The organism is Herbidospora galbida, from assembly GCF_005233835.1.
Lineage (GTDB): Bacteria > Actinomycetota > Actinomycetes > Streptosporangiales > Streptosporangiaceae > Herbidospora > Herbidospora galbida.
The window spans coordinates 313,322-336,730 of sequence record NZ_SZQA01000001.1; the positions used below are offsets into that span (position 1 = coordinate 313,322).

The window sequence follows — 23,409 nt, forward strand, 5'->3', positions numbered from 1 at the left end:
CACCGCTCCTACCGTCGGAATCCCTTCGGTCAAGGAGTTCTCGCATGCCCTCTCCCCTGCTTCGGTTCGGCGCCCTCTGCGGCGTCGTCATGGGCCTGTCGGTCGGCGTCCCCGGCGCCGTCGAGGCGTTCACCGGCGAGACGACGGTCACCAGTCTCGTCATCGGTCTCGGGGTCGCCTTCGGGCCGCCCGCGCTCACGGCCTTCCACCTGCGGCAGAGCGAGGTCTCCGGGCGGTTCGGCGAGGTCGCGTACGCCGTCAACATGATCGGGCTCAGCCTCTTCGCCGGCATCGCCTTCGCGCTCAACCTGGTCGTCTTCTTCCTCGACGACGCGGTGACGCGGGAGTTGCTCCTGGGGCCGACGAAGATCGTCCTGCTGGGCGGGACGGCGGTGTTCGTGGTCGGCACGGTCCTGTTCTCGGTGGCGATGCTGCGGGCGGGCGTCTTCCCGCGGGTGCCCGCCGCCGGGTACGGCGTCACGCTGACGGCGCTCGCGCTCGGCGCGTCGTTGCCGGACGGCGCGCTGACGAGCCTGCTGCACGTCCTGGTCGGCGCGACGCTCATCTGGTTGTCGCTGTCGGTGCGGAGATCAGTGCGGCCGTATGCGGACCGACCGTAGTCTTTCGGGCATGGCCCTGTCTCGTCCGGTGCCGTGGGTGTCGCCGGTGCTCTACGGCGCGGTCCTCATCGCGGGTCTGTACGCCTGGCTGGCCGGGCTGGGCGACACCCGGCCGGTCCCGTTCGTGGCGGGGCTGGCGGCGCTGGCCGTCCTCGACCGGTTCGAGCGGCGGATCGATCCGGTGCTGCTGCTGGCCCTGCGGGTGGGGTTGTTCACGCTGGTCGCGTCGGCCGACGGAGCCGGGCTGTCGCGGGTGTTGTTCGTGCTGGTGCCGTTCACTGCGTACTTCGCGTTCGGGCGGACGGTCTCCGTGGCGCTCGCCGTGGGGTGCGTCGTGGTCTTCGCGGCGGCCGGCACGATCCACGACCCGCACTGGCTCGCCGACGCCGGGCAGGTATCCGACCTGCTGATGTTCTGCGTGGGGCTGGTCCTCGCGGTGACCATGGCGGCGGTGGCGGCCGAGGAGCGCAGGGCACGGATGGAACTGGCCGCCTCGGCGGCGGCGGTCGCCGAACTGTCGGCCACGGCCGAGCGCAACCGGGTGGCCAGGGACATCCACGACGATCTCGGGCACCACCTGACCGCGATCGTGGTGCTGCTGGAGAAGGCCACCGCGTTCCGTGACCTCGACGCCGGGGCGGCCGACCGGGCGGTCGCGGACGCGCACGGCTCCGCGCGGCGGGCGCTGGAGGACGTGCGGCGCTCGGTACGCACCCTGCGCGAGTCCTTCAGCCTCGAAGAGGCCCTGTCCGCCCTGGTCGAAGGCCAGCCGGATGTGGTCCTGGAGTTCTCCGGCGAGGAGGGCGGCCATGATCCGGCGGCGTTGCGGGCCCTCTACCGGGCGGCACAGGAGGGCATCACGAACGCCCGGCGGCACGCCCGCGCCACGCGCGTGTCGGTCGCCGCGTCGCTCGACCCGCGGGGCGCGGAGCTGGTGGTCAGTGACGACGGGCGGGGCTTCGCGCCCGAGAGCGAGGGGTACGGCCTGCTCGGCATGCGCGAACGGGTCGAGCTCGCCGGTGGCCGGGTCGACATCGGCAGCCCGCCCGGCGGGGGCACCCGGCTGACCGTCACCATCCCCCGGAGGGCCGCGCCGTGAGCGACGAGCCGGTGCGGGTGCTGGTCGTCGACGACCAGGGGCTGATCAGGGAGGCCATCGCCTCGCTGCTCGGCGTGCAACCCGGCATCACCGTGGTCGGCACGGCGGCCGACGGCCACGAGGCGGTCGAGCAGGCGGTCGCCCTGCGGCCCGACATCGTGCTGATGGACGTGCGGATGCCGCGCATGGACGGGGTGCGCGCGGTCGCCGCGCTCCGCGAGAGCGCACCCGAGATCCGGGTGGTCATGCTGACGACGTTCGACGACGAGGAGTACGTCCTCCAGGCCCTCCGCGCAGGCGCCACCGGCTACCTGCTGAAAGACCTCCCGGCACGGGAACTGGCGGCGGCCGTGCGGCTCGCGCGCGCCGGGGTCACCCAGCTCGACCCGGCGGTCACCGCCCGCCTGGTGGCGACCGGCGGCGCCCGTGCCCCGGAGGCGCCGGTGCCGCTGACGGCGCGGGAGCTCGACGTGCTGCGGCTGGTGGCCGGCGGGGCGTCGAACCGGGAGATCGCCGACCGGCTCTACCTCAGCGAGGGCACGGTGAAGAATCACATCTCGCGCATCCTCCAGCGCCTCGGCCTGCGCGACCGCACCCAGGCGGCGGTCTACGCCCGCGACCACGGTCTGCTTCCCTAGACCAGGCCCCGCCGGCGGGCCTGGACGCCCGCCTGGAACCGGGTCTCGGCGTTGAGCTCGTCGAAGAGGTGGCGCAGCTTGCGGCGGAGGCTGCGCGGGCTGGTGCCGAACTGGCGGGCGATGGCGTCGTCCTTGAGCCCGGCCGCCAGCAAGGCCAGCAGGCGGCGGTCCTCCAGGTCGAGATCCATGCGCTCCCCGTCCTCCTCCGGCGCGGGGTCGCCGACCGGCCCGGGCGTGGAGTCGGGCGGGGTGGCCTGCGGGTACATCGGCACCGCTTCGCGCCACATGCGCTCGAACAGCTCGACCAGGGCGACCACCATGGTGGATCCCCTGATCAGCACACTGCGGCTCAACGGCTGGTGCAGGTGGAGGTGCAGCGGCATGATCGCCACCCGCTGATCGGCGAGCACCATCTTGAACGGCAGGCCGGGCAGCACCCGCGCCTGCTCGCCCACCTTGAGCATGGTGTCCAGCTGGTCGAGCGCGCCCTCGTGCTGGAAGGCCTCCGGCGCGTAGATGGTGCGGTAGCGGACGCCGTCGCGCAGGCGGTCGCTCTGGAGGGGGTTGCGGTAGTCCAGCACGTACGGCGGGCGGTCGAAGGTGAGCACCTCGTCCTTGGCCTCCTGCTGCACCTGGCGATACCACCGGGCGAGCACCTCCGGACCGGCCAGCACCTCGAAGTGGCCGATGTCGTCCGGATCCTGGCCGACGGCGCGGAAGGCGGTCTCCAGCTCGTCGGCCGTGTCGGTGACGCGGTCGAGTTCGCCCTGGAAACAACGGACGAGAGAACGGATCGCGGTCCCCGGGTTGGTCGCGGTCCAGCGGGGTGAGCGGCCCCACAGCCGGTTGACCAGGCCCTTGGACTGGAGTCTCGTCAGCGAGGACTGGATGCGGCCCGAGCTCTCGCCGCTCCTGGCGACGAGCTCCTGCAGCGTGATGCCGGGAGAGGCCAGCACCGCCCGGTAGATCCGTTCGTCGAACGCGCTGATGCCCAGCACTTCAAGCATGGGGAGATCATGGCCATTTCCGGCGGCTGCCGCAATAGGCCACACGAGCACCATTGGCACCAGTGTTAACAGACAGTTAGAAATCTGGTCGTGCTACAGCGAACTCTCCTCACCGGCGTTCTGATATCAGCGCTGGTAGCGACCGCCGCCCCTGTTCAGGCGACTCCCGCCGCCCCCGAACCCGGGCGGGTACCCCCCAAGACGATCACCCTCATCACCGGGGACACGGTCACCCTCCGCCCGCTCCCCGACAAGCAGACCCAGCTCGACGTCAAGCCGGGCCCCGGCCGGGAGAAGATCACCTTCGTGCACCGGCGCGGCCAGGACGGCCTCAGCGTCGTCCCCGTCGACGCGATGCCCCTGCTGGCCGAAGGCCGGCTCGACCCCCGGCTGTTCAACGTCACCCAGCTCGCCGCCTTCGGGTACGACGACGCCGCCAGCCCCGCGCTCCCGCTGATCGTCACCTACGGCGCCGACGTCTCCGCTCTGCGCGTCGCCGGCGGACGCCCGCTGACCGCGATCGACGCGATGGCTCAGCGTGAGCCCCGCGCCGCGGCGGGCACCCTCTGGAAGTCGCTGACCGCCGAGGCCAGGGCCGCCGCCGCGCCCGAGAAGATCTGGCTGGACGGCAAGGCCAAGCTCTCGCTGGACGTCAGCGTCCCGCACATCGGCGCGCCCCAGGCGTGGGCGGCCGGGCACACCGGCAAGGACGTCAGCGTGGCCGTGCTCGACAGCGGCTACGACCCCGACCACCCCGACCTCCAGGGCTTGGTCGTCAAGACCGCCAACTTCACCTCCGAGCCCGACGTCCGTGACCTGAACGGGCACGGCACCCACGTCGCCTCGACCATCGCGGGCTCCGGCGCGGCCTCGGGCGGCACGCACAAGGGCGTCGCCCCGGGCGCGAAACTGATGATCGGCAAGGTCTGCGAGCAGAGCGGCGACTGCCCCGACTCGGGCATCATCGAGGCCATGACGTGGGCGGCGGAGAACGGCGCCCGGGTCGCCAACCTCAGCCTCGGCAGCCCCGACGCGCCCGGCGACGACCCGCTGGAGCAGGCCGTCGACTCCCTGACGGAGAAGTACGGCACGCTGTTCGTCGCCGCCTCGGGCAACTCCGGGCCGCAGACGCTCGGCTCGCCGAGCAGCGCCGACCGGGCGCTGTCGGTCGGCGCGTCCTACCGTGACGCCGACGTCGTGGCCGGCTTCAGCAGCACCGGCCCCCGCGTCGACGACGGCGCGGTCAAGCCCGACCTGATCGCCCCCGGCGTGGGCATCGTGGCGGCCCTGGCCGGGAGCGACTCGTACACCTCGATGGACGGCACCTCGATGGCCACGCCGCACGTGACGGGCGCGGCGGCGATCCTGGCCGGGCTGCACCCCGATTGGAAGGCCGACCGCATCAAGGCCGCCCTCATGGCCTCCACCGCCCCCGGCGAGGAACTGGGCGCCTACGTCCAGGGCTCGGGCCGGGTGGACGTCGCCCGCGCGGTGACCCAGCAGGTCACCTCCGAGCCCACGGCGCTGACCATGGGCGACTTCGAGCTGCCCGTCGCGCCCGCCAAGCGCACGCTCACCTACCGCAACGACGGAGACGCCGCCGTGCGGCTGAACCTGAGCGTCGTCGCCAAGGACGGACAAGGCGCGGCGGTGACGCCGTTCACGCTCAGCGCCACCACGGTGGACGTGCCCGCGCACGGCACCGCGCAGGTCGAGGTGACCTCGGAGGCGTCCGCGATCGGCCGCTACAGCGGCACCGTCATCGCCACCGGCGACGGGGTGTCGGTGCGTACCGGCATCGGCATGCGGGTCGAACCGGAGAAGCGGCGGGTCAAGCTGACCTTCACCGGCTCGGACCGCAAGCCCGCCTCGGCCGCGTTCGCCGGTGTCATCGACCTGGACGCCAAGGAGCAGACCAACTTCGACGTCTCCGGCGGCAGCCTGGACCTCAAGCTGCCGAAGGGCGGCCGCTACACGGTCGTCACGCTCATGCTCGACCACGACGGCACGCTCGTGATGGCCGCCGACCCCGAGTTCACCCTCACCGCCGACCGCGTCATCGCCGCCGACGCCCGCGCGGCCCGGCCGGTGGACGTGCGGACGCAGGAGCCGACGGCCCGGCTGGCCATGGGCATGCTCGGCATGCTCCAGCTCGTCGAGGGCAAACAGCCCTTCGGCGTGGACGTCGACCTGGCCCGCGACGCCGACCGCGTCGAGGGGATCAAGGCCATCCCCTCGGGGCGCATGGTGAGCAAGAAGTTCGCCTACTACCGGTGGACGCAGTGGGCCAAGCCGAACGGCGACGGCTACGACGCCAGCCCGTACTGGTACCACCTGATGAAGGCCGAGCCGGGCATCCCCGCCGACCCGGGATACCGGCCGCGCCGCCACGACCTCGCCGAGGTCACCTCGACGTACGCCACCCAGCAGGACGGCAAGCACGGCGAGCGCTTCGCCCTTCCCGTCCTGTACGGCAAGGAACTGGCGTGGATGCCCTACGGCTCGCTGTCCACGTTCCCGTTGCCGTTCCGCCGCACCGAGTACTTCACGCCGGGCGAGACCACCTGGTACCCATCGTTCATCCAGTACAAGGCCCTGGACGCCTGGGACAACATCGACCAGTTCTTCTTCGGCCAGATGACGTCCTTCCGGGCGGGCCAGAAGACGTCCGACCGCTGGAACTCCGGCGTCTTCGCCGCCTCGCTGAACCCCGGCAACGATTCGTGGCGTGAGGACGGCTACCTCCAGTTCGCCACCGGCCAGTTCGAGGACGCCGTGCCGGGACGGTACTCCTTCGGCGAGTACCAGAACCCGCGGGCCACGCTCTACCGCGACGGCAAGGAGATCTTCACAGACCAGTACCTGCCCGGCACCGTCGAGGTGCCCGTGGACACGAAGGAGAGCCAGTACCGGATCACCATGACGGCCGACCGGGCCGCGTCCATGACCCGGTTCTCCACCCGGGTCGACGCCGAGTGGAGGTTCCGCTCGAAGACCCCGGCGCCGGGCACCCGCCAGGTGCTGCCGCTGCTGTCGGTCAAGATCAGCCCGGAACTGGACGACCGCAACCGCGCCGAGGTCGGCCGGATGCGCATCCCGCTGACGCTGCAGCGCCAGGACGCCTCCCCCGGACTGAAGGTGCACGCGCCGACCGTCGAGATCTCCTATGACGACGGCCGCACCTGGCAGCCGACGCAGGTGCACGCCGCCGGCAAGGACGCCTGGGCCGCCGAGACCAGGCACCCGGCCACCGCGCGCGGGCGCTTCGCCTCCCTGCGGGTGAAGGTCGCCGACGTCGGCGGCAACGCCTTCGCCGAGACCGTCATCAGGGCCTACGAGATCAAGTGAACCCGGGAACCCCGCCGCTCCGCCCGGGGGCGGCGGGGTTCGGCGGGTGACCTCACGCCCCCAGCGTCGACCCCTGGCAGGTCGGCTTGCCGAGGCCGAGCCCGGTGAACCAGACCCGGGCCCGCACCCGGTCGTCGAGGCCCGGGGCGCCGGTGCGCACGGTCGAGCCGTCCGGCTTGCGGGGCACGATCGCGTACACGCGTCCCGGGCGCTTGCCGGAGTAGGACCCGCTCCACACGACCTCGTCGCCGTCGAGGATCGACAGCGTGACCACGTTGGCGGAGCTGCCGTCGTCGAGGACGAACTCCAGCTTGGTCCAGGTGTGCAGGCCGTCGGCCGAGGTGAAGGTGCCGCGGAAGGCGGCCCCGTAGGAGCCACTGGAGCACTGGCCCCAGGTCGTCGTCGCCGCGGCGGCGGGGGTGGCGACGACGAGGGTGAGGGCGGCGGCCGCCGCCGCGGCCTTGCTGATCATTCGGTACGTCGTTCTCATGGTTCGAGGGTCGCGACCGCATGTTGCCGCTCGCCTGTCTCCGCCTTGCCGTCGGGCAGGCGGACGGCCGGCCAGTAGTAGACCTGCCGCCAGTCGGGCACCGGTTCCTGCTCCCTGCGGGGCGACAGCAGGACGTACAGGCCGCCGGAGAGCGCCCCCGCCAGCAGGTAGCTGACGTCGTATCCGCCGGTCAGCGCCACCAGGGGGCCGGTGTAGAAGGTGCTGTCGGCGTCGAGCAGGCCGACGGCCGCGCCCGCGAGCCAGGCCAGCAGAGCGGGCCGGTTCCAGCCGCCGGTGAACCAGTAGCGCCCACCCGTGCCGCCCTTGCGGTGCACCTGGAGGTCGCGTACGTCGTAGCCGCCCGACCGCAGGTGCCCGATGAGCGCGATGACCGCCCACGGCACCGTGATCACGGTCAGCACCACCACGAAACCGGTCACCGCGTCCTGCATCGTGTGCCGGCCGAGGAACAGCAGGCAGAGCGTCGCCGCCGCGACCAGCGTCGTGCCGGCCACCCGGGACAGGCGCGGCCACATGCCGTGCAGCTCCAGGCCCATGTTGTACAGCGGCACCCCGGCCGCCCCCAGGCTGCCCAGCACTCCCCCGGCCAGGATGAACGGCGCGTACCAGCCGGGCGCGGCGGCCACCACGGCCGGGAGGTAGGAGTCACCGGCCCGCGCCGCGATCGCCAGGAAGGCTCCGAACAGCGCCGGTACGACCAGGCCGCAGAACAACCCGGCCGCCGTGGCCGCCATGACCGCCCCCGGCCGGTGCCGCAGCGGGGAGACGTAGCGGGTGAAGTCACCCAGCATCGTCACGTAGGCCACCGGGCCGCTCAGCCCGGCCGTGACCAGGGCCAGGATCCAGGTGCCGGCCGCGCCGTCCATCACGTACGGCCCCGCCGTCCAGGTCACGTCGAAGTCGTCCCAGAAGGCCGCCACCCCGGCCGTGAACGTCACCGCCATCACCGGGATCAGCCACCGGTTGAGCCTGGTCAGCACGTCGAAGCCGAACACGGCCAGACCCGTCACCGCCAGCGCGATCGCCAAATGCACCAGCGGCTGGTCGCCCGCCCCGGTCACCGCGACGACGGCCTCACCGGCGGTCCAGACGGCGACGGCGACGTACCCCAGTGACAGCACCATGCCGATGGCCGAGCTCAGCAACCGGCCCCGCACGCCGAAGAACGCGCCGCTGGCGACCGTGCTGCTGGTGCCCGACCGGTAGCCCAGCAGCGCCAGCGGCGCGGCCATCAGCAGCCCGAGCACGGTGCCCGCGATCGTCGCGGTGACGACCTGCCACCAGTTCAGGCCGTAGGTGACCGGCAACCAGCCGAAGACGCTCGCGCTGAGCGACAGGTTCGAGCCGGCCAGCACCGCCGCGACGGTCCGGGGGCGGGTGGTGCGCCGGTGCTCCGGCATCGACGCGACACCGTGCGTCTCCATGACAGGTCCTTTCCTCGTGTCCTGCCATGAAGGTCCACCCGCGGCGTTGTCCCGCTGTTGCCCGCGCGGCAAGCGACGTGCAAGGGATGCCGCTTAGAACTGGTTCACACCACGAAGCACCACATCGGGGAGATGGACATGGGACTGCCCACGCCGCGGCCGAACCGGCCCACCACACGCCGGATGGGCGAGGCCGAGGGGCCGCGCCGGGAGGAGGAGTTCGAGATGACCGGCGAAGTCCGACTCACGACTCGATCGCCACGGTGATCACAGCGGGAACGGTCTGACCGCGGCCTGCCGCCAGGGCTTCCCGGTACGCGGGCTCGCCGAGAGTCTCGGCGAGCGAGGCGCGGAGCTCGTCGAGGTCCGCCCGCTCCGCCGGGGGCACCGGGGAACCGATCGCCGTCCTGATGACGGAGGCGCCGCCGACCAGCTCGGCGGCTCTTCGCGTCTCTCCGGCCAGGTACGCCGCCCGCGCCATGGCCTCGACGAGGCTGGCGCCCCGGCAGAGATCGCCGAGATCGCGCTGGATGCGCAGCGCCGTGCGCAGGTGCGCGGTGGCCGTGGCCACCTCGCCCCGGCCAAGCGCCGTGAGAGCCAGCAGGTTCTCCGTCCACCCCTGTCCCTCGGGGAAGCCGACCTCGCCGAAGAGCCGCTCGGCCTCCCTCAGGCGCGCGGACGGGTCCCGGCCGGTGTAGTGGTCGACGGCGGCCAGGTCGAGCAGGGTCCAGCCGAGGCGTTCCTTGTCGCCGAGCCCGGCGAAGACGTCGTGGGCCCGGGTGGCCCAGTCGCGGGCCTCGTCCCAGCGGGCGGCCAGCCATCCGGCCAGCGCCATCAGCTCCAGCTGGAAGCCGACGCCCCAGGTGTCGCCGCGCGTCTCGTGGTGGCCCATGGCGCGTTCGTGGTGGGCGATCGCGTCGTCGTGGCGTCCGGTCTCGCGGGCGATCTCGCCGAGCAGGCTCAGCGCGCCGGGATCCTCCTCGATCTCCAGTACGCGCTCCGCGTGCCCGGTGGCCGTCGCGTAGTCGCACTGGTACGCCGTCAGCGTGGCCAGCCCGACCAGCGCCTTCGCGCGCAGGGGCGTGGGGGCCTCGCCGGACAGGGTGGACTCCAGCCACTGGCGGCCCTCGGAGTAGTGGCCGCGCAGATAGAGATAACGCCAGGTGGCGACGGCCAGCCGGAGGGCCCGGTCGCCGCTGGCGTAACCGAGGGCGGCGCGCAGGTTGGCGTGCTCGGCCGACATCCGGTCGAGGGCGGCGACCAGGGTCGCGCCCCGCAGCCCGCGCTCCGCCTCTTCGGCCAGCTTGAGAAAGTGCCCGGCGTGCGCCTGCCTGGCCCGCTCCCCGTCGCCGAGGGTCTCGGCGGCGAAGCGCCTGATCGTCTCCAGCATCCGGTACCGCGCCCCGGCCGGGGTGACGTCGGCGGTGAGCAGGGACTTGTCCACGAGTCTGGCGAGGGTGTCCAGCACCGCCAGCTCGTCGTGGTGCCCCGCCACGGCCGCCGCCGCGGCCAGGTCGAAGCCGCCGGTGAAGACCGACAGGACGGCCATGAGGTCGCGTTCCTCGTCGTCGAGGAGCTGGAAACTCCACTCGCAGGCGGCCCGCAGCCCCCTGTGGCGCGGCAGAGCGGTGCGCGGACCGCCGGTGAGCAGCGAGAACCGGTCGTTGAGCCGGTCGGCGATCTCCCTGAGCGAGAGCACGCGCGCCCGTGCCGCGGCCAGCTCCAGGGCGAGCGGCAGTCCGTCGAGCTCGGCGCAGATGCGCTCCAGCGCGGCCACGTCCTCGCGCGAGAGGTCGGAGGACAGCCCGGCGCGTTCGAGGAACAACTCGGGGCCGTGCCCGGTGAGCGGCCGCACCGGACGCACCACCTCGCCGCTGACGTGCAGCACCTCCCGCGAGGTGACCAGGAGGTGCACGCCCGCGGCCCTGCCCAGCAGCCAATGCGCGAGATAGGCGACCTCGGCCGCGACATGCTCGCAGTTGTCCAGCACGAGCAGCACCCGCCGCCCGCGCAGCGCCTCGGCCAGCGCGGCTTCCAGCCCGCGCGCCCCGGTCGCGTGTACGGCCAGCGCGTCGGCGACCGCCGGGACGACGAACTCGGCCGTGGCCACCCCGGCGAGCTCGACCATCTCGACCCGGTCGAACAAATCGCCCGTCTGGGCGGCCACGGCTCCCGCCAGCCGGGTCTTGCCCACTCCCCCTGGCCCGGTCAGGGTGACCAGCCGTTGCGCGGCCACCAGCTGCGACACGTGCGCGAGGTCGGCGTCCCTGCCGATCAGCCGGGTCACGACGGCGGGAACCGTCGGCGACAGAGCGGCGGCTGCAGGCCTGCTCTCCACCTGAGGGGCTGCGACGTGGCGGATCGCCATCGAGCCCAGCGGCGCGGCTCCAGGGCGGCGCGTTCCCCCGGCCGGGCTGCGGTAGGCGAGCCGAGGTGGCGGGGCCGCGCCCGGCGCCCGCGCGGCCGAGGAGGACTCACCCCGGTAGGCCAGCCTCGGCGGAAGCACCCCACCGGGCGCCCGCGAAGGAACCGGCGAGACAGTGGGCCGCGCGGTCGCCCGCGCGGCGACGCCCGGTTCGCCGACGGGTTCGCCTTGGCGGTCAGGGGCGGTCGGGCCGGGTTGGCCGCTGGGTTCGCTGCGGCGGTCAGGGATGGTCGGGCCGGGTTGGCCGCTGGGTTCGCTGCGGCGGTCAGGGGCGGTCGGGCCGGGTTCGCCTCGGCGGTCGGGAGCGGTTGAACCTGGTCGGCCGCCCGGCTCGGCTCGGCGGTCAGGGGCGGTCGGGCCCGGTCCGGTCCGCCGGGCTGTTGCGGTGGGCGGGGCCGTATCGGAAAGGGGTTCGCCGGAGAGGACCGCTGCTTCCAGGCGGCGTAGTTCGGGGCCGGGTTCCAGACCCAGTTCGTCGAGGAGCACCCGGCGCACCCGCTGGTAGACGCGCAACGCGTCGGCCTGGCGGCCGGCCAGGGCGTGGGCGGTCATGAGGAGTTCCCAGAGGTGTTCGCGCAACGGGTCCACCGTGACCAGGGCCTCCAGTTCGGCCGCCGTGGCGCGGTGGTCGCCGAGACGGATCCTGGCGTCGAGGAGGTCCTCGGTCGCCGCCATGCGCAGTTCGCGCAGGCGGCCCGACTCGCCGTGGGCCCAGCCGTGCACGTCGCAGTCGGCCAGGGCGTCGCCACGCCACATCGCCAGCGTGGTGCCGAGGGTGGTGGCGGCGGTCATCGCGTCGCCCGCTGCCAGCGCGGCCCGGCCGGCCGACACGCCCTGCTGGAACCGGAAGACGTCCACCGACGACTCGGGAAGCGCCAGGCGGTAACCGGGCGACCGGGTCTCGACGATCTCCCGGGCCCCGAGGTCGGACAGCGATCGGCGAAGGTAGGAGACGTGCGCGTGCAGGGTGCGGGTCGCGGCGGGCGGCGGATCCTCACCGTGGAGCCCGTCGATCAGGGCCTCGACGGGGACGACCCGGCCCGCCCGGAGGGCCAGCAGTCCCAGGACGGCGCGGAGCCGTGATCGTGGCGGGGAACTCGTGCGGCCCCCCGAGGTGACCTCGACGGAACCGAGCAGCGCCACCCGCATGTCCGACGCCACCTGGCGATCTCCTTTCGTGTCGCCAGGCAATCATCGAGCATCCGGCCGCTATTTCAAGCGGGTATTTCCGGCATGTCCGGCGGGGATCGTGCAAGCCTGCTGGAGCGCCACGCTGGCCGCGGCCGCCCGAGGCGCCCAGGACCACCGTGCCCGAGCTGGGGCCGAGCTTCGTCGACCTGCCGGCCGACAGCGGCCCGGCGGGCGGCGGGGACGGCATGTCGAGTTGCGCAAGTCCTCGACGGCCCTCGGGGCGACGGCGAGCGCGACCACCTGCCGTCAGCCGGCGCGTCGCGGGTGACAGTGGTGGCATAGTCGTCGGATCAGGACGCAGTTCCGCCGACCTCAGCCCCGACGGGTGAACCGTGTCGGCGGTGAGCCATGACCGGCGGCCCTGGACGAACCGGAACTTCCGGCATACCCCACCACCTTCAGCGCGGGCGGAAAACCCGGCTGTGGGACCTCACCTCGCTGAACTGTCCGGTACTTCACTCCCGAGGCCGGATGCCCCTTACCGCACAGAAGGGTGACCCGGAAGACTGTGGTGGCATGAGCCTCGACATTGCGCGGATTCGCGCGCTTTATCCTGCCCTCTCTGACGGATATGCCTGGCTGGACGCCGCTGCCGGCACTCAGGTGCCCCGGCCGGTGATCGACGCCATCGCCGCCGCCTACACCGAGGGCATCGGCAACACGCACGGCGCCTTCCCGGCCAGCGCGCGGTCGGACGTGATCGTCGCGCGGGCGCGGCAGGCCGTGGCGGACCTGGTCGGCGGGGACGCGGGCGGCGTGGTGTTCGGTCCGAACATGACCACGTTGACCTACCGGTTTGCGTACGCCCTGGCGAAAGACTGGGGGCCGGGCGACGAGATCGTGGTGTCCCGGCTTGACCATGACGCGAACGTGCGGCCGTGGGTGCAGGCCGCCGCCCGGGCCGGAGCACAGATCCGGTGGGCGGACGTCGAGGTGCCCAGCGGGGAACTGCCGGCCGAGCAGTACGACGAACTGGTGACCGACCGGACGAGACTGGTCGCGGTGACTGCGGCCAGCAACATCCTGGGCACCATGCCCGACGTCCGGCGGATCACCGAACGGGCCCACGCCGTCGGCGCGCTGACCTACGTCGACGGTGTGCACGCCACCCCGCACACCCCGATCGACATGGTCGCCCTCGGCGCGGACTTCTACGCGACCAGCTCCTACAAGTGGTCAGGCCCGCACATCGGCGCTGTCGCCGCCCGCCCCGACCTGCTCGAACGGCTCTCGCCCGACAAGCTCGCCTCCTCGCCGGCGGAAGTGCCGGACCGGTTCGAAACGGGCACGCTGCCCTTCGCCGACCTGGCGGGCGTGGCCGCCGCGGTCGACCATCTGGCCGGGCTCGACCCGGACGCGACCGGCACCCGGCGGGAGCGGCTGCTCGCCTCGATGACGGCGGTCGAAGCCCACGAGCAGGCCGAACTCGCCCACCTGCTCAAGGGGCTGTCGGCGCTGCCCGGCGTCGGCCTGGTCGGCTCGCCCCGGCGGCGTACGGCCACTGCGTTCTTCACCGTCGGCGGGCACACCCCCCGCCAGGTGGCCGAGCACCTGGCCGCCCGCGAGGTCAACGTGTGGGACGGGCACTGCTACGCCTGGGAGCTCACGCAGGCCTTCGGCATCCGCCACGCCGGGTCCGGGGTGCGGGCCGGGCTGGTGCACTACAACGACAGATCGGACGTGGACCGCCTGCTCAACGCCCTGGAAGACCTGACCGCCTGACGGCGTCAAACGCCCTTCAGAACACGATCGAGTGCGGCCCGGCCGGCAGGTCCCCAGTTCGGCTTGCCGCCGGGCAGGCCCCGATCTCCGTTCCGCCCCATGAGCATCAGGAAGAGGCTCTTCATGGCGGCCAGCCCGCGGGCGCGCCGGATCGCCGCCTCGTCCGCATGCGCGTACCCGTCGAAGAACCGTGCGGCCGTGCCCTCGGGTAGCAGCACCCATGCGGCGGCGAGGTCCCACGCCGGATCGCCGGCGAACAGGTCACCGAAGTCGATGACGCCCGTGAGGGTGCCGTCCGAGACGACGACGTTCGCGGGATGGAGATCGCCGTGCACCCACACCGGCGGGCCCTCCCACGCGGGGGCCGCAACCGCGTCGTCCCAGACGTCCCGGACGTCGGCCGCGAGGTCGTCGGGGGCGACGGCCCGGAAGAAGTGCTCGAAACCGTCCGTGCAGTTTTTGGGATGGGCGCCGCGGTCCGTAGCGATCGGCGCCTCGTCGGGCGCCTCCACGTGGAGCGCCCGGAGGAAGCTCGCCAGCGTGTCGGCCGCGTGGGTGCCGCGGCTGATCGAGTCGTGGTCCAGCGGCTCGCCGGGAACCCACGTCATCACCGTCCAGTGCTTGGGGAAGCGCTCGGACGGTTCGCCGAACCGCACGGGGATCGGCACCGGGAGCGGCAGGCGGGGGGCCAGCACGGGTAGCCACCGCCGCTCCTTGAGCTGGAGCTCCGGGGTGGGGTCCATACGCTGCATGCGCACGGCCAGATCGTCCCCGAGGCGCCACATCTGGTTGCCCCACCCGCCCGCCACCTCGCGGACGGCCAGCCCCGCAAGGTCCGGATGTTGCTCCTGCAGCAGGTCGCGGACCAGGTCTGCGGTGATCTTCATCTCGGTCATGCGAAGTCACAGTATGGGAGCGGCAGACGGAGCGAGGGGTGTTCTGGGCTCGGCGCTTGGCGGAACGCGGCGTAAGGCTCGGCAGGGCCGGTGTCTGCAGATGCCTGTTCGCCGCCCCGTACTTCTGGGTCTTGTGAGGCATGTAGAAAACGGGCCGCCGGCTCCGACTCATCGGTGAAAGCCCGACCAAAGGAGCCTGCTCATGTCCGCGGTACGCGTACACAACCTCTCGATCTCGCTTGACGGTTTCGCCACCGGCGACGGCCAGGCCCTCGACGCGCCGTTCGGGCACGCCGGGGAACGGCTGCACGAGTGGATGTTCGCCACCCGGTTCTGGCACGAGATGGGAGGTGGCGGCGACGGCGCCGCGGGCGCCGACCACGTGTTCGCGGCGCGGCACGGTCAGGGCATCGGCGCCGAGATCATGGGGGCCGGCAAGTTCGGCCCGCCCGGCTGGCAGGACGACCCGGCCTGGCAGGGCTGGTGGGGGGACACCCCGCCGTTCCGGACGCCCGTCTTCGTGCTCACTCACCGGCCGAGGCCCTCGATCGAGATGGGCGGCGGCACCACCTACCACTTCCTGGACGCCCCACCCGCCGAGGCGCTCGAGCGGGCCCGGGAGGCCGCCGGCGGCCTGGACGTGCGCGTCGGCGGCGGGCCCACGGTCGTTCGCGACTTCCTCGCCGAAGGGCTGGTCGATCATCTGCACGTGGTGCAGGTGCCGATCCTGCTCGGCCGTGGGGTCCGGCTCTGGGACGGACTGGAGGCGCTGGAGAAGACGTACACGATCGAAGCGGTGTCGACGCCCTCGGGCGTCACGCACCTGACGTTCACCCGGGTCTAGCCGAACCGGCGGGACTGGCCGTTCGGGTCCTGCTGGGTCGCCGATCCACGCGATGTGGTCGTCGGGGGCGGAGCAGGGCAGTGGGGCCCGAGCAGCCGTTCGGCGCGGTGCAGCAGGCTGTGAAGGCGGCGGCCGCCGATCGTGGTGATCTTCTCGAACAGGAGGTACTTCACCTCGTCGGCGTTCATCGGTGCGGTGGCGGTTACTCCGCGACCGCGTCGCGTCTGGCTGCGCTGATCATGTGGGCGCGGCGCAGCACGTCGATCTGAGCGCGGTTGTAGAGGGCTTCCAGAGCGCGGCCGATGGCGGTTTGGGCCGCTCTGACCTGCCGCGGTGTGGAGGCCTTGAGCTCCAACGTGACCGCGTGATCGGCGGACGCGCCGTCCACGATCGGGGCGAGCCGCTCGGCTAGGGACTGCCGCGTGAGGTCGTCGGCGTCCTCGGGGAGGTCGCGGAACTCCTCGTCGAGTGCCGGATTGGGGCGTGCCTCGAGGGTCCGTTTCACGGCGTCCATCGACTCCTCCGAGAACAGCTGAGCGTAGATCATGAGGAGTGCGCGGTCGTTGTCGCGCAGGTCCTCCGCCACGCCGCTGAACTCGGTCGGCACGTCCGCCGCCGCGCCCGGCTCGGACAGGGTGGCCAGCGCCCGCCGGATGTTCTGGAGCCGCTCCACGGTCGCCTCGAGTTCGGCGTCGACGGTCCGGAAGATCGAGGCGTGGCCTTCGGTGTCCGCGCCCATCGCGGCGATCTGCGCGAGCGGCACGCCCAACCCCGTCAGTCGCTTGATCTGCAGAAGCCGCGTCAGGTGGCGGACCTCGTAGCGCTTGTAACCGTTGGGTTCGCGGTCAGGCTCGTCGAGCAGGCCGATCTCGTGGTAGTAGCGCACCGTCTTCACGGTGGTCTCCGCGAGCTCGGCTATCTCACGAGTGCTCCACGTCATGCGGCCCCCGCCTTCCTGTGCCGTTCGCGCAGCCAGACGAGGACGACCATGCCGACGTTGCCGGCGACGAGGATCAGCAGGGACGCGTCGCCGGTGTCGGTGGACCGGTCGAGAGGGAACGCCTCTCCGTCCGCCATCAGCGTGTTGACGGTCGTCGCCAGGACGTTGTTGGCGACGTGGAAGGCGATCGGCGCCTCAAGGCCCCGGCTGATGATCGCCATCAGCCCGGTGCAGACGCCGAACACGGCGTAGTAGCCGAACAGCCACGGGTCGGTCGAGCCGTGCATCACGGCGAAGGCCAGGCTGGAGACCACGAGCCCGACGACCAGGGCCGGGCGAACCGCGCGCACCCACGACGCGGCGGCGGGCAGGGCGGCGCTCCGGAACATCAGCTCCTCCCCGGCGGCCTGTATCGGAGTGGTCGAGAAGGTGAGGATCAGTATGGCGATCGTCGTGGCGCTCACGCCGAAGGCGGTCCAGCCCGGAGCCTCGGGCGCGACCAGGGCCACGACCCCGATCCCGGCGCCCGCCAGCAGCGTCGCGCCGAGAAGGTACTCCGTCAGACGACGCCCGTCGAACGCTCGCGGAAAGCTGATCAGACTGCGCCACGGCACCCTCGCCGTCCACACCAGGAGCCCGATCGCCAGCAGACCCGCCGCGCCCACGCTCAGGTTGACGGCCAGGAACTTCAGCGGCGTGAAGGTGGCCGCCAACGGGTCGTCGCTGCCCTCGATGACGCCGACGAGCTGGTAGAACACGACCTGCATGACGATCATCGCCAGCGACGGCACGATGATCACCACGAGCGCCTTCCACCAGCTCATGCGCAGGTGCGCGCCGAACGGCCGGAGACGCTCCCGCGTCAGGGGACTCGTCGCCTCTCGGTGATCGGCGGGGCCTGTTGCCTCCATGGGGAAGGTCCTCTCAAGTTCGAATCGGTCGATGCGCTCAAGAGCGAACACCATGCCCTGGGGGCACACTCAAGTCGTCCACGATGCCCGCGTCGAAGGCGTCGTACATCTCCTCTTCCAGCCTGCGGCATACCAGGTGATGCGGACGACGTCGTGGAACGTGGCTCCGGCCGCGTCCAGCGCTTTGGCGACGTTGCGGTAGACCTGGGCGACCTGCCCGGCGCCGACTCCCTGGCGCGGGAGATCTTCCCGGACGTCGCCGACAAGTGGGCCCTGCTGATCATCGAGACCCTCGGCGAGCGCACCCTCCGCTTCAGCGAACTGCGCGACGAGGTCGAGGGCATCAGCCACAAGATGCTGACCCAGAACCTGCGCATGCTGGAGCGCAACGGCCTGGCCGTGCCGGCGGCTCAATCGGGCGTCGACGTGCCTTCGGCCAGGGACCAGACCATCGGCTCAGCCTGCTGACGGGCGTTCCGAGTCTCGTCGTGCCGGGGCTGTGGAGGGTTCAACGCGTCAGCGCGTTGTGCAGGGCGGCGAGACCATCGCGGTAGATGGTCGTGAACAGGGCGACCACGTCGCTTTCGCTCACTCCCGTCGGGGTGAAGCATCCGGACCACAGCACCTCAGCGGCGTCCTCACGCCCCGGCACCGGATAGACCCGCAGGGTCGAGACGTAGCCGGTCGCGGGAAAGGGCCCTTCGACTATGGCGTAGGTGTAATAGCGCTCGGCCTCACTGAAGGCCGTCAGCCGCTCGACGATCACCCCACCGTCCGGGTTCACCAGCCGACGCACACGGCCGCCTTCGAGCATGGTGCTCTCGGGAATGTAGGGAAGCCAGTCGGGCAGGGCGTGGAACCCGCCGATGAGCTCCCAGACCTGCTCCGGGGAGGCGGGCAGGACGCGGCTGACCGAGGTCGATGCCATGGTCGTTCTCCTGATGGTCGTGGCGGTGCGGGTGGTCGGGTCAAGCGCCGTCGGGGAGAGGCGCGGCGGGGCTGACCAGGCCGGAAGCGCGTAGCTCCTGCCAGAACGCGGCCGGGACGGTCTCGTCCACGGCGGCGATGTCCTCGGCGATCCGGCTGGGCCGGGTGGCGCCGGGGATGACGGCGGCGGCCACCGGGTGGGCGAGGGAGAACTGCAGTCCGGCCGCCTTGATGCCGACGCCGTGCCGCCCGGCGAGGGCCTTGAGCTTCTCGACGCGCGCGAGGATCTCCGGTGCCGCCTGCCGGTACTCGAAGTGGGTGCCTCCGACCAGGACGCCGGAGTTGTAGGGCCCGCCGACGACCATGCCGACGTTCTGCTCCTGGGCCATGGGCAGCAGCCGCTGCAGGGCGTGCTCATGGTCGAGGATCGTGTAGCGGCCGGCGAGCAGGAAGCCATCGGGCTGGGGCTCGTCCAGGGCCAACGTCAGTTCAATCGGTTCGGTACGGTTGACACCCAGCCCCCAGGCCTTGATCACGCCTTCGTCGCGCAGCCGGGACAGCGTCCGGAAGGCGCCGGTGCGGGCCTCCTCGAACTTCTGCAGCCACTGGTCGCCGTTGAAGTCCTGGGCGATGTCGTGGACCCAGACGATGTCCAGCCGGTCGACGCCCAGACGTTCGAGGCTGTCCTCGATCGAACGCTCGGTGGCCGCGGCGGTCCACTCGTTGATCATCCGGTTCGGGCGGCCGTGCTCGAACAGTCCGCCCTTGTCCCCGAGCTCGCGGGTGCCGACCTGCACCTCGTCGAGGATGACCCGGCCACCTTGGTCGACAGGACGAAGGAATCGCGGGGCTTGGTGGCCAGCAGGGTGCCGAGCCGGGCTTCGGCCAGCCCGGCCCCGTAGAACGGGGCGGTGTCGTAGTAGCGGGTGCCTTGCTCCCAGGCGGCCTCCAAGGTGGCGTGGACCTCTTCCTCCGGGATGGCGCGGAACATGTTGCCGAGGGGAGCCGTCCCGAACCCTCGCCGGCCGGGAAGGATCGCAGTCAGCGACATGACATCTCTTCTTTCACCGTGCTGGCACCGGGCCAGGCCCTTGGACGACGGCGCACCTGGAGTCCTGCGGCGCTGACTCGCCTCTCCCCTGTGTCGCGCGCCACCTCAGCGGTAGCGCCGGTCAGTCCCGCTGAGCCGTCTGGAACCAAATTCCCCGCTGGTGGGAGGCCGCCACTCCGCGTTGGGCAAAGATGGCGGTCTCAACTGATCAACACATCGCCCTAGGGACCGGCCGTGCCGGTACTCAGTGTCGATCTCTCCGCGTTCTACAAGAGTGAATCGCCGGCGTGACAACGCCATGCGCGATGTCTGACCGCTCGGGGGGTCGCACGAGTCCCCCGGTGTGGAGTGTGCATCGGATGACAGTCGGGTGGCCGCGTTCGAAAGTGGGGTGCGGTCCACGTCGATCCGTCGCGATCACTCGCCCAGGCCACGCTGCTCTGAGCGGATCTGCCGCAGGCGGATCGGGTCGATATCGCACCGGGCGGCCTCACATGATGGACGCATGAGCGATGAATCGAAAGCCCCTTTGTTCGACGTGCATGTGCGGCGTCGGCTTTACGAACAGCGAACGCTCGTTCTCGACGGGCCTCTCGACGACGACAACGGCACCCTTCTCACCACCCAGCTGATAACCCTCGCCACGCAGGATCCCTCGGCCGACATCGCATTGTGGATCCATTCCCCGGGTGGTTCCGTTCCGTCGATGCTGGCGATCCGTGACGTCATGCGGCTCATTCCGTGTGATGTGTCGACGCTGGTGCTGGGCATCGCCTACAGCGCGGGCCAGTTCCTGCTCTCCTCGGGCACCCGGGGCAAGCGCCGCGCCCTGCCCCATGCGCGGGTGCTGATGCACCAGGGATCGGCCGGGATCGGCGGCACCGCTGTCGACATCGAACTGCAGGCCAGCGACCTGCGCCACACCCGCGACACGGTGCTCGGCCTCATCGCCGAAGACACCGGCCAGCCCGTGGAGCGCATCTTCGACGACTCCCTGCACGACCGCTGGTATACGGCGCAGGAGGCGCTCGACTACGGCTTCATCGATTCGATCGTCAGCGATTTCGGCGAGATCGCGCCGCTCTCCCACCATCGACTCGGTTTCGGCGTCACCGCAGGAGCAGCCCGATGAGCACCTATACGATCCCCAACGTCATTGCCCGCAATTCGCGTGGCGAGCGCGTTCTCGACGTCTATTCGCATTTGCTCACCGAGCGAATCGTCTATTTGGGCACGGCGATCGACGCGGGCGTCGCGAACGCGCTCATCGCGCAGATGATTTTCCTGGAGTCCGACAACCCCGACGCCGACATCCAGTTCTACATCAACTGCGAGGGCGGCGACCCGAGCGCGATGCTCGCGATCTACGACACGATGCGCTACATCCGCCCGAAGGTCGCCACGACCTGCGTCGGCCAGGCCATCGCGGTGGGCGCGGTGCTCCTCGCGGCGGGCGCCGAGGGGAAGCGGGCCGCTCTGCCGCACGCACGGGTGGTCCTGCACCAGCCGGCCGCCCAGGGGCGCGGCGCGATCCCCGACCTCATCCTGCAGGCCGACGAGGTCGTGCGCGTCCGGGCCGACATCGAGCGCATCCTGTCGCGTCACACGGGCCAGACCGTCGAGACGCTGCGCGCCGACACCGACCGCGACCGGGTGTTCACCGCGACGGCGGCGATGGAATACGGGCTCCTCGACCAGATCATCGAGGAGCACTCACGCACCTGATCCCAAAGAGCTCTCTGCGAAGTCCAGGGCTGGCGGGTCACGCTAGGCAGCCAGCAGTGTGGCCCCCGCCGCCGGGCCGCCCGGGGCTGCTCGGAGGTCCTGTGCCGCCCGCGAGCTCTGTGCCCCCCGCAGGATCTCGGTCACGGAGGAGGTCAGCTCGACCAAGGTGACCTCAAGCGCCCCGGCGACCGCGGCGATCATCTCGCTCGACGGCTCTTTGACGCCCCGTTCCATCTCGGAGAGGTACTGCGGCGAGACCCCGGCGCGCTGCGCCGTCTCGGCCAGCTTCTCACCACGCTCGTGGCGGATCCCCCGCAGGCACTCACCGAGCGCCTCCCGCCACAGCGGCTCACGCGCGGGCTCCGGCTCGCTTCGATCGCTCACCCGCCGCAGCGGCGTAACAGAGGAGGCCATGCCTCACCATAAACAGCCCCCGCGCCGCCGTCGCGGCACCTTCGCCCACAGCACAAACAGAACTCCCGCCGCCTGGCCGCATATCGCCGAGGCTGCCTCGGTCAGGCAGGATCCGGAGGAGGTGCAGGGGCAGCCCCTCCGCAGTGCCGCCCATGCATATGTTCCTCAGCCGCTCATGAGCGCCGGCCGTCGATCAGTTTCACGATCCCGTCAGGCGACCGCTGCACCCCGAACTCTCATCGCAGCGGAGTAGACGACCGCTGGTAGGCCGGGATCCGGTGCGGTTGCAACACCGTGATCCGTCTGGCGACCACTCCAGCTCGAGTTGCGTTGCAGCGGATTGGACGACCGATGGCAGGCCGGGATTCGGTGCAATTGCAACACCGCGATCTCGTCCGGCGACCGCTCCAGCGTTGCAAAGGAGTAGACGATCCCCTGCAACCCGGGATCGGGTGCGGTTACAACGTCTTGGTGGTCACCAGGTTCGCGGCCGGTGCCTTGATCGAGCTCTTGCCGCCCCAGCCCTTGTAACGGGTCTCGGTCTCGAACGTCCGGCCCTCCCAGCTGGGGCTGTCCCAGATACCGGTGGCCGGGAACGACGTCGCGAGCTTCTGCGGCAGGCCGTTGCCGCCTACGGTCAGCTTGTACGTCAGCACGGTCTTGTCCCACCGGATGGGCAGGGACGCCTTGAACCAGGGCGAGACCTTGGCCAGTCGGCCGAAAGTGATCGTGCCGGAGTAGGTGGCGCCCGACCGCTTGCCGGCCTTGACCAGCGCCGCGAGGGTGGCCGGCTCGGCGACGTTCACGACCTGGCTGAACCAGCCGTTGGAGTCACCCGTCATGCCGTTCTTCGCCTGCTTGAACCAGCGCGTGCCCTCGGGCAGTTTGCCCTTGTACTCGCCGCCGGAACTGTAGACGACGGTGCCGATCCGGATCGTCCGGCCGTTGTTGTGGGAGTCGCCGAACGCGCCCTTCTCCCACGTGGCGGTGATGTCGGAGGCGGCGATCTTGCCTCGGCCGAACATGAGCGACCCGGTGCGCCGCTGCACGGTGACGCCGCCGTCGTCCCTGGTCACGATGTCGGTGACATCGGTGAACTTGACGCCCTTGCCGGGAGTGAGCACGGCCCGGACTGCCTTGACCGGGTCCTTGGGGGCGGCGGCCTGCGCAGGGGTGGCGACGAGCACGAGCGCGGCGGCGGAGACGGCGGAGATCATTAATCGCATCGGCCGATCTTGGCATGAGGTGATCTGTTTGTGGTGTTCTCTGACAAGCTGCCAAGAACGCGGTCGATGGGCGTGGGACGTACCGTCGGTGGCATGAAGACGAAAGTCGTGAGGGTTCTCCCCCGGCAGCCCGCCGATTGGTACAACGACCCGAACAGCACGGCCGCGCGGGGAGGCTGCAGCCAGCACGGGACACCGCCGTGCCATGACGAGATCGTCGCGAGCGTGATCCTCGAGGACGCCGGGAGCCACGACATCCGGTGGGCCGTGTGCCGGCGGGGCCTCGACCAGCTTCCACCCGCCTGACGCGAACGCCGAACGCGCGCGGCCACCTCACTGCCTGCTCGGGTGTGTTCCTCGTCCATGAGGTGCGCCTCGCGGACGACTCTCGACGATCGCCTCGTGTCAGGCGTGGGCCGACGAGCAGCGGCACAAGTCAGACCGCACGACAGTCGGCCTTCGAACCTGTCGGGCTCTCGATCGTCTGGAT

The 23,409-nt window shown here is 71.3% G+C and carries 23 protein-coding genes; 10 read left to right on the forward strand and 13 right to left on the reverse strand.

What is annotated here, in order from left to right; genetic code table 11:
- The first annotated feature begins 44 nt into the window (after positions 1-44).
- Genes FDA94_RS01520 through FDA94_RS01530 form a run of 3 tightly spaced genes read left to right on the forward strand, consistent with a single transcriptional unit; the run spans position 45 to position 2,357 of the window.
- Positions 45-620, forward strand: coding sequence for a hypothetical protein (locus FDA94_RS01520; protein WP_137245179.1), 576 nt, complete (start codon positions 45-47; stop codon positions 618-620).
- A 10-nt stretch (positions 621-630) separates the two neighbouring features.
- On the forward strand, positions 631-1,719 hold the full coding sequence (locus tag FDA94_RS01525; protein ID WP_212735107.1) for a sensor histidine kinase: 1,089 nt from the start codon (positions 631-633) through the stop codon (positions 1,717-1,719).
- Entirely contained in the window at positions 1,716-2,357 is a 642-nt protein-coding gene (locus FDA94_RS01530; protein ID WP_137245180.1) for a response regulator, read from the forward strand. The genes FDA94_RS01525 and FDA94_RS01530 overlap by 4 nt, the downstream gene beginning before the upstream one ends.
- Here the strand turns inward: FDA94_RS01530 and FDA94_RS01535 are convergent.
- A complete protein-coding gene (locus tag FDA94_RS01535) occupies positions 2,354-3,364 on the reverse strand; it encodes a TrmB family transcriptional regulator (protein WP_170990739.1) in 1,011 nt (336 codons plus the stop codon). The two genes, FDA94_RS01530 and FDA94_RS01535, sit on opposite strands and share 4 nt — an antisense overlap.
- A gap of 90 nt (positions 3,365-3,454) precedes the next feature.
- Between FDA94_RS01535 and FDA94_RS01540 the strand changes: the two genes are divergently transcribed.
- A complete protein-coding gene (locus FDA94_RS01540; protein WP_137245182.1) occupies positions 3,455-6,712 on the forward strand; it encodes a S8 family peptidase in 3,258 nt (1,085 codons plus the stop codon).
- Between the two features lie 52 nt (positions 6,713-6,764).
- On the opposite strand, the gene FDA94_RS01545 is transcribed toward FDA94_RS01540, so the two are convergent.
- The 3 genes from FDA94_RS01545 to FDA94_RS01555 all read right to left on the reverse strand — a co-directional run bounded on the left by FDA94_RS01545 (position 6,765) and on the right by FDA94_RS01555 (position 12,233).
- Entirely contained in the window at positions 6,765-7,202 is a 438-nt protein-coding gene (locus FDA94_RS01545; protein ID WP_137245183.1) for a hypothetical protein, read from the reverse strand.
- Positions 7,199-8,647 carry a purine-cytosine permease family protein gene (locus tag FDA94_RS01550; protein WP_137245184.1) on the reverse strand — a complete coding sequence of 483 codons (1,449 nt, stop codon included), beginning with the start codon at positions 8,645-8,647 and terminating at the stop codon, positions 7,199-7,201. Before FDA94_RS01550 ends, FDA94_RS01545 begins: the two co-directional genes overlap by 4 nt.
- A 244-nt stretch (positions 8,648-8,891) precedes the next feature.
- On the reverse strand, positions 8,892-12,233 hold the full coding sequence (locus tag FDA94_RS01555) for an AfsR/SARP family transcriptional regulator (protein ID WP_137245185.1): 3,342 nt from the start codon (positions 12,231-12,233) through the stop codon (positions 8,892-8,894).
- A 546-nt stretch (positions 12,234-12,779) separates the two neighbouring features.
- On the opposite strand from FDA94_RS01555, the gene FDA94_RS01560 reads away from it, so the two are divergent.
- Positions 12,780-13,985 carry a cysteine desulfurase-like protein gene (locus FDA94_RS01560; RefSeq protein WP_137245186.1) on the forward strand — a complete coding sequence of 402 codons (1,206 nt, stop codon included), beginning with the start codon at positions 12,780-12,782 and terminating at the stop codon, positions 13,983-13,985.
- Positions 13,986-13,990: 5 nt separating this feature from the next.
- Here the strand turns inward: FDA94_RS01560 and FDA94_RS01565 are convergent, their stop codons facing one another.
- Entirely contained in the window at positions 13,991-14,881 is an 891-nt protein-coding gene (locus FDA94_RS01565) for an aminoglycoside phosphotransferase family protein (protein WP_137245187.1), read from the reverse strand.
- A 202-nt stretch (positions 14,882-15,083) separates the two neighbouring features.
- Here FDA94_RS01565 and FDA94_RS01570 point away from each other — a divergent pair, with 202 nt between their 5' ends.
- On the forward strand, positions 15,084-15,725 hold the full coding sequence (locus FDA94_RS01570) for a dihydrofolate reductase family protein (protein WP_137245188.1): 642 nt from the start codon (positions 15,084-15,086) through the stop codon (positions 15,723-15,725).
- Here FDA94_RS01570 and FDA94_RS01575 read toward each other — a convergent pair.
- The 3 genes from FDA94_RS01575 to FDA94_RS01585 are packed head-to-tail and all read right to left on the reverse strand — an operon-like array spanning position 15,722 to position 17,576.
- The gene (locus FDA94_RS01575; protein ID WP_137245189.1) at positions 15,722-15,913 is read right to left on the reverse strand and encodes a hypothetical protein; all 192 of its coding nucleotides are present in this window, start codon (positions 15,911-15,913) and stop codon (positions 15,722-15,724) included. The two genes, FDA94_RS01570 and FDA94_RS01575, sit on opposite strands and share 4 nt — an antisense overlap.
- 14 nt (positions 15,914-15,927) lie before the next feature.
- Complete coding sequence (locus FDA94_RS01580; RefSeq protein WP_137245190.1) at positions 15,928-16,665, reverse strand: helix-turn-helix domain-containing protein; 738 nt, start codon at positions 16,663-16,665, stop codon at positions 15,928-15,930.
- Positions 16,662-17,576, reverse strand: coding sequence for a CPBP family intramembrane glutamic endopeptidase (locus tag FDA94_RS01585; protein ID WP_137245191.1), 915 nt, complete (start codon positions 17,574-17,576; stop codon positions 16,662-16,664). Before FDA94_RS01585 ends, FDA94_RS01580 begins: the two co-directional genes overlap by 4 nt.
- A gap of 153 nt (positions 17,577-17,729) precedes the next feature.
- On the opposite strand from FDA94_RS01585, the gene FDA94_RS40250 reads away from it, so the two are divergent.
- Positions 17,730-18,044: a winged helix-turn-helix transcriptional regulator gene (locus FDA94_RS40250; RefSeq protein ID WP_246059449.1), complete on the forward strand. Its 315-nt coding sequence runs from the start codon at positions 17,730-17,732 to the stop codon at positions 18,042-18,044.
- A gap of 40 nt (positions 18,045-18,084) precedes the next feature.
- Here the strand turns inward: FDA94_RS40250 and FDA94_RS01600 are convergent, their stop codons facing one another.
- From FDA94_RS01600 to FDA94_RS39780, 3 genes are read right to left on the reverse strand one after another with little or no spacing between them, the layout of a single operon-like run.
- Positions 18,085-18,504 (reverse strand): SRPBCC family protein, encoded by a 420-nt coding sequence (locus FDA94_RS01600; protein ID WP_137245192.1) that lies wholly within the window; start codon positions 18,502-18,504, stop codon positions 18,085-18,087.
- Positions 18,505-18,544: 40 nt separating this feature from the next.
- Positions 18,545-19,300, reverse strand: coding sequence for an aldo/keto reductase (locus FDA94_RS01605; protein WP_212735108.1), 756 nt, complete (start codon positions 19,298-19,300; stop codon positions 18,545-18,547).
- Positions 19,231-19,554, reverse strand: a complete 324-nt coding sequence (locus FDA94_RS39780; protein ID WP_212735110.1) for an aldo/keto reductase — start codon at positions 19,552-19,554, stop codon at positions 19,231-19,233. The genes FDA94_RS01605 and FDA94_RS39780 overlap by 70 nt, the downstream gene beginning before the upstream one ends.
- 505 nt (positions 19,555-20,059) lie before the next feature.
- Between FDA94_RS39780 and FDA94_RS01610 the strand changes: the two genes are divergently transcribed.
- Together FDA94_RS01610 and FDA94_RS01615 are read left to right on the forward strand one after the other, a co-directional pair.
- Positions 20,060-20,686 (forward strand): ClpP family protease, encoded by a 627-nt coding sequence (locus FDA94_RS01610; protein WP_137245193.1) that lies wholly within the window; start codon positions 20,060-20,062, stop codon positions 20,684-20,686.
- Positions 20,683-21,279 carry a ClpP family protease gene (locus tag FDA94_RS01615; protein ID WP_137245194.1) on the forward strand — a complete coding sequence of 199 codons (597 nt, stop codon included), beginning with the start codon at positions 20,683-20,685 and terminating at the stop codon, positions 21,277-21,279. The genes FDA94_RS01610 and FDA94_RS01615 overlap by 4 nt, the downstream gene beginning before the upstream one ends.
- 42 nt (positions 21,280-21,321) lie before the next feature.
- Here the strand turns inward: FDA94_RS01615 and FDA94_RS01620 are convergent, their stop codons facing one another.
- Together FDA94_RS01620 and FDA94_RS01625 are read right to left on the reverse strand one after the other, a co-directional pair.
- Entirely contained in the window at positions 21,322-21,693 is a 372-nt protein-coding gene (locus FDA94_RS01620) for a helix-turn-helix domain-containing protein (protein ID WP_137245195.1), read from the reverse strand.
- A gap of 458 nt (positions 21,694-22,151) precedes the next feature.
- Positions 22,152-22,919, reverse strand: coding sequence for a hypothetical protein (locus FDA94_RS01625; RefSeq protein ID WP_137245196.1), 768 nt, complete (start codon positions 22,917-22,919; stop codon positions 22,152-22,154).
- 93 nt (positions 22,920-23,012) lie between these two features.
- Between FDA94_RS01625 and FDA94_RS01630 the strand changes: the two genes are divergently transcribed.
- Positions 23,013-23,225 carry a hypothetical protein gene (locus FDA94_RS01630; protein ID WP_137245197.1) on the forward strand — a complete coding sequence of 71 codons (213 nt, stop codon included), beginning with the start codon at positions 23,013-23,015 and terminating at the stop codon, positions 23,223-23,225.
- The last annotated feature ends 184 nt before the right edge of the window (positions 23,226-23,409 follow it).